Source organism: Frankia gtarii, assembly GCF_025403375.1.
Lineage (GTDB): Bacteria > Actinomycetota > Actinomycetes > Frankiales > Frankiaceae > Frankia > Frankia gtarii.
In genome coordinates, this window is sequence record NZ_JAMPTM010000022.1 from 36,463 (window position 1) to 44,859 (window position 8,397).

Sequence of the window (8,397 nt, forward strand, 5' to 3'; positions counted from 1 at the left end):
ACCGTTGTGAACCTATACCGGCCAGGCATCACATCCGGCCAAGCCGGCCCTCGCGACTACTTAGAGTAGTTTCTGCTGGCGCCGACTTGGCGGGTGTCAGGACACCACCGGCAGCATGGTCCGGACGGGGCCGCCCCGGGCAGCGTGAAAGCGCTCGTCCGGGACCCGCCCATACGTCGTGGTCCGTTGCCGAGCGGGACGACCCGCCCCTGCGGCCACCTCCTCCAGCTCGGCCACGGATCGCCGCGAGCCGTGCTGGGAGCCGGCCATCCGACTGATCGTCTCCTCCATCAGCGTCCCGCCGATGTCGTTCACCCCACCGGCAAGCACCGAGCGGCAGCCGTCGACGCCGAGCTTCACCCAGGAGCACTGGATGTTGTCGATCGACCCGTGCAGCAGGATGCGCGCCATCGCGTGCACCGCCCGGTTCTCCTGCACCGTGGGGCCCGGCCGGGCCACGCCGGCCAGGTAGATCGGCGAGCTGTGGTGGACGAACGGCAGCGCGACGAACTCGGTGAAGCCCCCGGTGGAGTCCTGGATGCGGCGCAGCAGCCGCAGGTGCGCGACCCAGTGCGCCGGGGTATCCACGTGGCCGTACATCATCGTGGCCGTCGAGCGCAGGCCCACCCGGTGCGCGGTGCTGACCACCTCGACCCAGCTTGCCGTCGGCAGCTTGCCCTTGGTCAGCACCCAGCGGACCTCGTCATCGAGGATCTCCGCCGCGGTGCCCGGAATGGTGTCGACGCCGGCCTCCCGCGCCGCGGTGAGCCAGTCCTCGATGGACATCCCCGTCCGGGTTACCCCGTTGAGGACCTCCATCGGGGAGTACGCGTGCAGATGCAGACCCGGCGCCGCCCGCTTGATCTCACGGGCGAGCTCGAAGTAGGCGGTGCCGGGCAGGTCCGGATGGATGCCGCCCTGCATGCAGACCTCGGTGGCGCCCACCGACCACGCCTCGGCCGCCCGGCTGCCCACCTCCGACAGCGACAGCGTGAACGCGTCGGCGTCGCTGCGGCGCTGCGCGAACGCGCAGAACCGGCAGCCGGTGTAGCAGACGTTCGTGAAGTTGATGTTGCGGTTGACGATGTAGGTCACGTCGTCGCCCACCGCGTCGCGGCGCAGCCCGTCCGCGAGCAGGCAGAGCTCCTCCAGCGCCGCCCCTTCGGCCCCGAACAGGATCAGGGCCTCGCTGTCGGTGATCCCGGCCGGGTCGTTGCCGGCACTGCGCAACGCGGCCCGCAGCTCGGGCTCGACCCGCTCCGGCACACCAGCACCGGCACGGGCCGCGACGGCGCGACTGCCGGTGCCGACGACGCCGTCGACGCCGGTGCCGGCCGCGCTGACCTCCGCCCGCAGCGACTCCCAGTCGCCGTAGACGGTGTCAAAGTCGGCCCGGGTGGCGCTGTGGCGTCCGACGGTGTCCACCGCGGTGTGCAGGTCGACGCGGCCGGTGTCACCGAGACCGCCGTCGGGCTCCTGCCAGGGCCGCCCGGCAGGCCGGGCACCATCGGCGAGCAGCCCGTCCGGGCCGGTCAGCGCGCGCACATGCCCGGCGACCCGCGGGTCGAGCCACGGCTCTTCCAGGTGCGACGGGTACACCGTGAGCCGGGGGCGCAGCGTGAAGCCGGCCCGAGCCGTCACCTCGCGCAGCACGTCCAGGTCCGGCCAGGGCCGCTCGGGGTTGACGTGATCCGGGGTGACGGGCGAGACGCCGCCCCAGTCGTCGATGCCGGCGGACAGCAGCAGGGCGCACTCTGCCGTGTCGATGAGGTTCGGGGGTGCCTGCACCCGCATCGTCGGGCCGAGCACGAGCCGGGTCACCGCGACGGCCGCGGCCAGCTCCTCGGCGCCGACGTCGGGCGCCGAACGCATCGCGGTGTCGTCCTTGGCCCGGAAGTTCTGGACGATCACCTCCTGAATGGAGCCGTACCGGCGGGCCAGCCCGCGCAGTTCGAAGATCGTCTCGGCCCGCTCGGCCCGGGTCTCGCCGATGCCGAGCAGCAGGCCGGTGGTGAACGGGATCGACAACCGGCCGGCGTCGGTGAGCACCCGCAGCCGGACCGCCGGCTCCTTGTCGGGCGAGCCGAAGTGCGCCTCGCCCGGCTGCGACCACAGCCGGGTCGCGGTCGTCTCCAGCATCATGCCCATCGATGGGGCGACCGGCTTGAGTCGGGCGAGTTCGGCCCAGCTCAGCACGCCCGGGTTCAGATGCGGGAGCAGGCCGGTCTCTTCCAGCACGGCGATCGCGACAGCGCGCAGGTAGCCCAGCGTCGAGTCGTAGCCGTGGGCGTCGAGCCACTCCCGGGCCGCGGGCCAACGATCCTCCGGGCGGTCGCCCAGGGTGAACAGTGCCTCGGCGCAGCCGGCCGCCGCGCCCGCCCGGGCGATGTCGAGCACCTCGTCGACGGTGAGGTAAGGCGCGGCCAGACGGTGCGGCACGGTGGCGAACGTGCAGTAATGGCAGCGGTCCCGGCACAGCCGGGTCAACGGGATGAAGACCTTCGGCGAGTACGTGACGACGCCCGGGCGGCCGAGGGAGGCCAGGCCCGCGTCGCGCACCCGAGCGGCCGACGCGCACAGGTCGGCGAGATCCTCGCCGCGTGCGGCCAGCAGCACCGCCGCCTCGACGGCGTCGAGGGTGGCACCGTCACGGGCCCGGCGCAGCGCCCGGCGCAGCGCCGACGCGGACGGCACGACGTCGGCGCCCGGCGACGGCCGGGGCAGGCCCGGGTTGGGGCCGGGCTCGGTCGTCGGACCACCCACTCCATCGGGTGTCGTCGCCGTACTGGTCATCGGGTTTGCGGCGTGGAGACCCCGCCGTTCGCGGCGGGGAGGAAACGCCGCTCCCTCATGGTCGGCATTGTCGGTCCTTTCCGTAGAATCGGGCATTTCCCGTTTCCGGCTCTATCCGACCGATGTGCAGGCGTCGGTGTTCGGAGTCGCATTGCGGGCATGCGCGGCACGTGTGAAATCTGGCGGTGCCGGCGGCCCTGTCGACCGGGGAGTCGCTGTCCTGCCCGGGGTTGCGGCCTGCTGAGCGGGTTCGGCTGCGGCGGCGACGCCGGCTCGCGCAGGCGAAACCCGGACCGCATCGGCGTGCCCGGCTCCGCGGCCAGATCGCCCGCGCGAAAAGCCGGGAGGCGGACCGACGCAAGGACTGGGTGCGGAAGATCCCGGCCGCGTATACCAGTTCAGTGTTACTCGTCCTGCGGGCGGGTGGCGGCACAATCGCGTGGGAGCCAGGCGCGGTTCCGCTGCGTCGCCTGCGGGTACACGGTCAACGCCGCCCGGAACACCGCGCCCGGACGGGCCGTGGCCGCTCGGGGCGGCACCGGAACGGCGGAGCCCGTGGACCGCGAACCTCACCATTCCACACCTCCCCTTCCGACGAAGGATATGTAGGAGTTGGAATCCCTCACCTGCAAGTGAGGGAGGACGTCGAGAATTCCTCTGGTTCTCTGGTGGCGCCGGGCCTGCCGCGGCCCGGTGGGTCGGTGGGTCGGTGGGCCCGGCCCGATCCGGCACCGGTGTCGAAGGCATACGTGGTCGCGGACATCAGCAGAAACGACCACGGGACCACGGCGGTGCCGGAACGTGGAACATCTCGACGATGGAGGGGTGGAGTCGCCGGGTGGCCGAGGGTGGACCCGGGGACGGGCGCCGGAACGCCGGCGGTGGGGGGACGCCGGCGGCCCGGGCGCCCGTCCGGGTCAGGGAGTCGCGCGGCCGGCGGCGCGCCATCCGGTGCCCGGCCGGCGCAACCGGTCGAGCGTGCCGATCAGCATGTTGGTCCGGCTGCGGGCGGCGAGTACGTCGGTCTCCGCCTCTGCACGGCGATGTGGCTGGTCAGCCCCACCGGGGACGGGCGGCTCGGCGGCCATCCCCGCGGTCCGCCGCATCTGCGCCCGGCGGGCGGCGACGACCTGAGGAGCCCGCGCTCCGGCAAGTGCGCGGTTGAGGGAGGCGGACAGGGCTTCGAGGCTCTTGGTGGTCCTGATCTCGGACATGAGGGTCCTTCCAGCGACGTGGAGAGCTCACGTTCACTCTCACAGCACTCTCTAACCGGAATCAAGAGAAACCGGGTGAGGGACGACACATCCCGGCCGGTGCCCTGGCACAGGCAGCGGGACGACGTTCCGGTCATCCCCGGACGACCGCCCAGTTATCCCGGAAGTCCGCCCACGGCGGGTCCCTGACCTGTGCGGATGACACTCGGCGTCGGATACGCCCGCCACCGGCCACCCCGCAAAGTGATATAAGTCACTCACGGTCTGTCGGCGTTTGCCTGCCGAACCACCTGGGTATCGCAGCCCAGCTCGGTGTGCTCTCATTCGAATCACTCCTCTCCCGGCACCGAAGTCGTTACGCTGATCAGGTGCCACGCAACCGCCAGGAAGTTCCCCGCGAGGAACGGATCGACGCGCTGCTCGCCGTCGCCGAGGAGCAGTTCCTCGCCCGCGGTTTCGCCGGGACGTCCATCGCGGAGATCGCCCGCTCGGCCGGGATCGAGCCCGGCTCCGTCTACTGGTACTTCCGGTCGAAGGACCACGCGTTCGCGGCCGTGCTCAACCGCCTGCTCGACGCCGAGGTGGACCGGATCTCCGGCCTGCCAGGCAACCCGGCGGACAAGCTCTTCCTCGCCCTCGACTCGGTGGAGCAGCGGCGCACGCTGCATCCCTGCGTCGCCGAGCGCGCCCCGCACGCCGAGCCGGTGATGGAGTACCACGAGCGGTTGCACGCCTGGCTGCAGGGCCTCGCCCTGGCCGCGGTCCACGACTACGTGCCCGAGGCCGATCGGGCGTTGGCCGCGGACGCGGTCGTCGCCACGATCGAGGGCGGCCTGGCCAACCCTGCTCCCAGCCGGCCGACCAGCCACCTCGTGCACTTCCTGCTGGCCTCGTTCTCCCGGGACACTTCGCTGACCGGCCGGCCGGAGCCGGGCGGCTGGGTCGCGCCGCTGTTCGCCCGCCCGCGGCTCGGCTGACGCACCTCCGCCTGGCCGGGAACCCACATTGTCGGCCGACCGCCGCCCCCGTCGGGCCATGGAAGCGGCCGGTGACCCGTCCGGCGGGCGTCGGTGCCAGGATCGCTTGCTGTGAGAGTGACAGCCCTGGCCGGCGGGATCGGTGGCGCCCGCTTCCTGCGTGGCGTGCTCGCGGCGCTGCCCGACGCCGACGTGACGGTGATCGGCAACACCGGCGATGACATCACCCTGCATGGCCTGCGCATCTGCCCCGACCTTGACACGGTGATGTACACCCTCGGTGGCGGCATCTCCGCCGAACGTGGGTGGGGCCGCGAGGACGAGTCGTTCGTCGTGGCCGAGGAGCTCGCCGCCTACGGGGTCGGGCCGGCCTGGTTCGGGCTCGGCGACCGGGACCTCGCCACCCATCTGGTTCGCACCGAGATGCTCGACGCCGGCTACCCGCTGTCGGACGTGGTGCGGGCGCTGTGTGAACGCTGGCAGCCGGGGGTGCGGCTGCTGCCGATGACGGACGACCGGGTGGAGACACACGTGGTCATCGCCGACGACGACGGCCAGCGGGCCGTGCACTTCCAGGAATGGTGGCTGCGGCTGCGAGCCGCCGTACCCGCACAGGCGATCGTGCCGCTGCGGGCCGAGACCGCGAAGCCGGCGCCGGGGGTGCTCGACGCCATCGGCGAGGCGGACGTCGTGTTGCTCCCGCCGTCGAACCCGGTCGTCTCGATCGGCACGATCCTGGCCGTGCCGGGTGTCCGTGACGCCGTGCGGGAGACCGCGGCGCCGGTCGTCGGGGTCTCGCCGATCATCGGCGGGGCGGCGGTGCGCGGGATGGCCGACGCCTGCCTGACCGCCATCGGCGTGGAGACCTCCGCGCAGGCCGTCGGGGTGCACTACGGCGGCCGCGGACGCGCGGCGGTGCCGTCCGCGGCGGCCGACGCGGCGGCGCCCGCGGGGCTGCTCGACGGCTGGCTGGTCGACACGGTCGACGCCGGGGCGGTCGTGCCCGGCGCCACCGTGCTCGCCCGGCCGCTGCTGATGACCGACCTGGCGGCGACGGTGGCCATCGTCCGGTCGGCGCTGGAGGTCGCCGGTGTCTGAGCGGCAGCAGCTCGGGGGATCCGCGGGGGTGCCTCCAAGCGGGACGTTGACGATGTTCGGGCTGACCGGGATCGGGGAGATCCGGCCGGGTGACGATCTCGCCGCCGCCGTGGCCGCGGCGGCGTCGGCGACCGGCCGGCCGCTCGCCGACGGCGACGTCCTCGTCGTCACCTCTAAGATCGTTTCCAAGGCCGAGGGACGACTGATCACCGTCGTCGGTGATCGGGAGGCCACCCGGCAGGCCGCGATCGACGGTGAGTCGGTCCGCGAGGTGGCCCGCCGCGGGCCGACCCGGATCGTCGAGACGCATCACGGCTTCGTCCTGGCGAGTGCCGGGGTCGACGCGTCGAACATCGCCAAGGACTCCCTCGCCCTGCTCCCGATCGATCCGGACGCCAGCGCCGCCCGGCTGCGGGCCGGCGTCGCCGCGCTGCTCGGAGTGGACGTGGCGATCGTGATCACCGACACCGCGGGGCGGCCGTGGCGGCGCGGCCTGACCGACATGGCGATCGGCGTCGCCGGCATGGCCGCGCTGCGCAGCCACATCGGCGACATCGACGGCTACGGCAACGAGCTGGGCATGACCGAGGTCGCCGAGGCCGACGAGCTGGCCGCCGCGGCCGACCTGGTCAAAGGCAAGCTCGGTGCCACCCCGGTGGCGGTCGTGCGCGGCTACGGCCGGCTTCCCGACGACGGGATGGGGGCGCGCTCGCTGCTGCGGCCGAGCGGCGAGGACATGTTCCGCCTCGGTTCGTTGGAGGCGCGGCGGGCGGCGCTGAGTGAGCGGCGCACCGTGCGGGAGTTCACCGCCGACCCGGTCGATCCGGCCGCGGTCGAACGGGCGGTCGCAGCGGCGCTGACCGCCCCGGCTCCGCATCACACCACCCCGTGGCGATTCGTGCTGGTCACCGCGCGGCGTGCCGCGCTGCTCGACGCGATGGCCGTCGCCTGGGCGGAGGATCTACGCCGCGACGGATTCGACGAGGCCGCGGTCGACCGGCGGCTGCGGCGCGGGGACGTGCTGCGGCGGGCGCCACTGCTCATCGTTCCGATCATGGTGCTGGACGGGGCGCATCCCTATCCCGACGCCCGCCGGGCCGCGGCCGAGGAGCGGATGTTCACCGTCGCCGCCGGCGCCGGGGTGCAGAACCTGCTGGTGGCGCTGGCCACCGAGGGACTCGGCTCCTGCTGGGTCTCCTCGACGCTGTTCTGCGCCGAGGTGGTCGGCGAGGTGCTGGACCTGCCGGCCGGCTGGATGCCGATGGGCGCGGTGGGCGTCGGGCACGCCGCCGCGCCGGCCGCCGCACGCCCGCCACGCGATCCGGAGGCGTTCCTGCTGCACCGTTGATCTCCCCGCATCCCCGGTCCCCACACTACGGAACGTGATGGCGTGGAGGTGACTGAGGGCGCCGGAGCCAGGCGGTCCGGGTGCCCACCGGCGAGTCGAGTGCATCCTGCTTGGCGGAAGTGGTTCGACAGTTCGTAGGATCAGGTTTCGTGGGTAAGAAAAGCGCCGAGCGCAACGTCCGGCTCGAACAGTTGCGCCGCGAGCAGAAGCGCAAGGAACGTCGGCGCGCGCTGCTCATTTACGGCACGTCCGGGTTCGTCGTGGTGGTGCTCCTGATCGGGATCATCATCTACAGCGTCGCCGACACCCATTCGAAGAACAAGACTCGCGAGGTCGGATACACCGCGGCGGCGTCCTCGGCTGCCACCGCGGCCGGCTGCACCGGCACCGTGAACGACGCGTCCCAGGGCTCGTCGCACGTCAGCACGACGGTGAGCTACAAGGCGTCGCCGCCGACCTCGGGCAGCCACAACCCCGACCCGCTGCCCGACGGCATCTCGTTCTACAACCCGGCGTCGGGCATCCCGGTCGAGCGCGCCGTCCACAACCTCGAACACGGCTTCATCGTCGGGTGGTACGACAAGAGCCTCCCTGCCGCCCAGGTCGAGAAGCTGCGGTCGCTGGCCGCCAACGCCGGTCCGCGTTTCATCGGCGTCCCCTGGACCCGGTCGGCGTTCCCGGACGGCAAGCACTTCGTGCTGACCGCCTGGGACCGCACCCAGCGCTGCACCACCGTCTCCGCGGACGTCGTCAAGGACTTCGTCGCCAAGCACGCCAACCCGGATCCGACCGGGGCCACCTGGGACTCGCCGACCGCCCCCGAGTCGGGCGCACAGGGCGGCACCCTCGACGTGTCGGCCGACGGCCCACTGACGGCCCAGGGCGGCGCGACGACCGCCACGCCCACGCCGGGCGCCGGCACCATGTCGCTGGCCCCCACCAGCCCGACCCCCGCCTGTCTCTTATA

General features: G+C 72.6%; 6 protein-coding genes. 4 read left to right on the plus strand and 2 right to left on the minus strand.

The features are described 5' to 3' along the window. Positions 1-96: 96 nt before the first annotated feature. Both NBZ83_RS06125 and NBZ83_RS06130 read right to left on the minus strand, forming a co-directional pair. On the minus strand, positions 97-2,793 hold the full coding sequence (locus tag NBZ83_RS06125) for a bifunctional FO biosynthesis protein CofGH (protein ID WP_261565253.1): 2,697 nt from the start codon (positions 2,791-2,793) through the stop codon (positions 97-99). A gap of 917 nt (positions 2,794-3,710) precedes the next feature. Continuing rightward, entirely contained in the window at positions 3,711-4,007 is a 297-nt protein-coding gene (locus NBZ83_RS06130; RefSeq protein WP_261574508.1) for a hypothetical protein, read from the minus strand. Positions 4,008-4,375: 368 nt separating this feature from the next. Between NBZ83_RS06130 and NBZ83_RS06135 the strand changes: the two genes are divergently transcribed. The 4 genes from NBZ83_RS06135 to NBZ83_RS06150 form a co-directional block, all read left to right on the plus strand. Further along, entirely contained in the window at positions 4,376-4,984 is a 609-nt protein-coding gene (locus NBZ83_RS06135) for a TetR/AcrR family transcriptional regulator (RefSeq protein WP_261565251.1), read from the plus strand. A 111-nt stretch (positions 4,985-5,095) separates the two neighbouring features. Beyond that, positions 5,096-6,082: a 2-phospho-L-lactate transferase gene (gene cofD, locus NBZ83_RS06140; protein ID WP_261565250.1), complete on the plus strand. Its 987-nt coding sequence runs from the start codon at positions 5,096-5,098 to the stop codon at positions 6,080-6,082. Between the two features lie 52 nt (positions 6,083-6,134). Further along, complete coding sequence (locus NBZ83_RS06145; RefSeq protein WP_261565321.1) at positions 6,135-7,430, plus strand: coenzyme F420-0:L-glutamate ligase; 1,296 nt, start codon at positions 6,135-6,137, stop codon at positions 7,428-7,430. Positions 7,431-7,579: 149 nt separating this feature from the next. Then, positions 7,580-8,397 (plus strand): thioredoxin-like domain-containing protein (locus NBZ83_RS06150; RefSeq protein WP_261574509.1); only part of this gene is annotated, 818 nt, incomplete at its 3' end.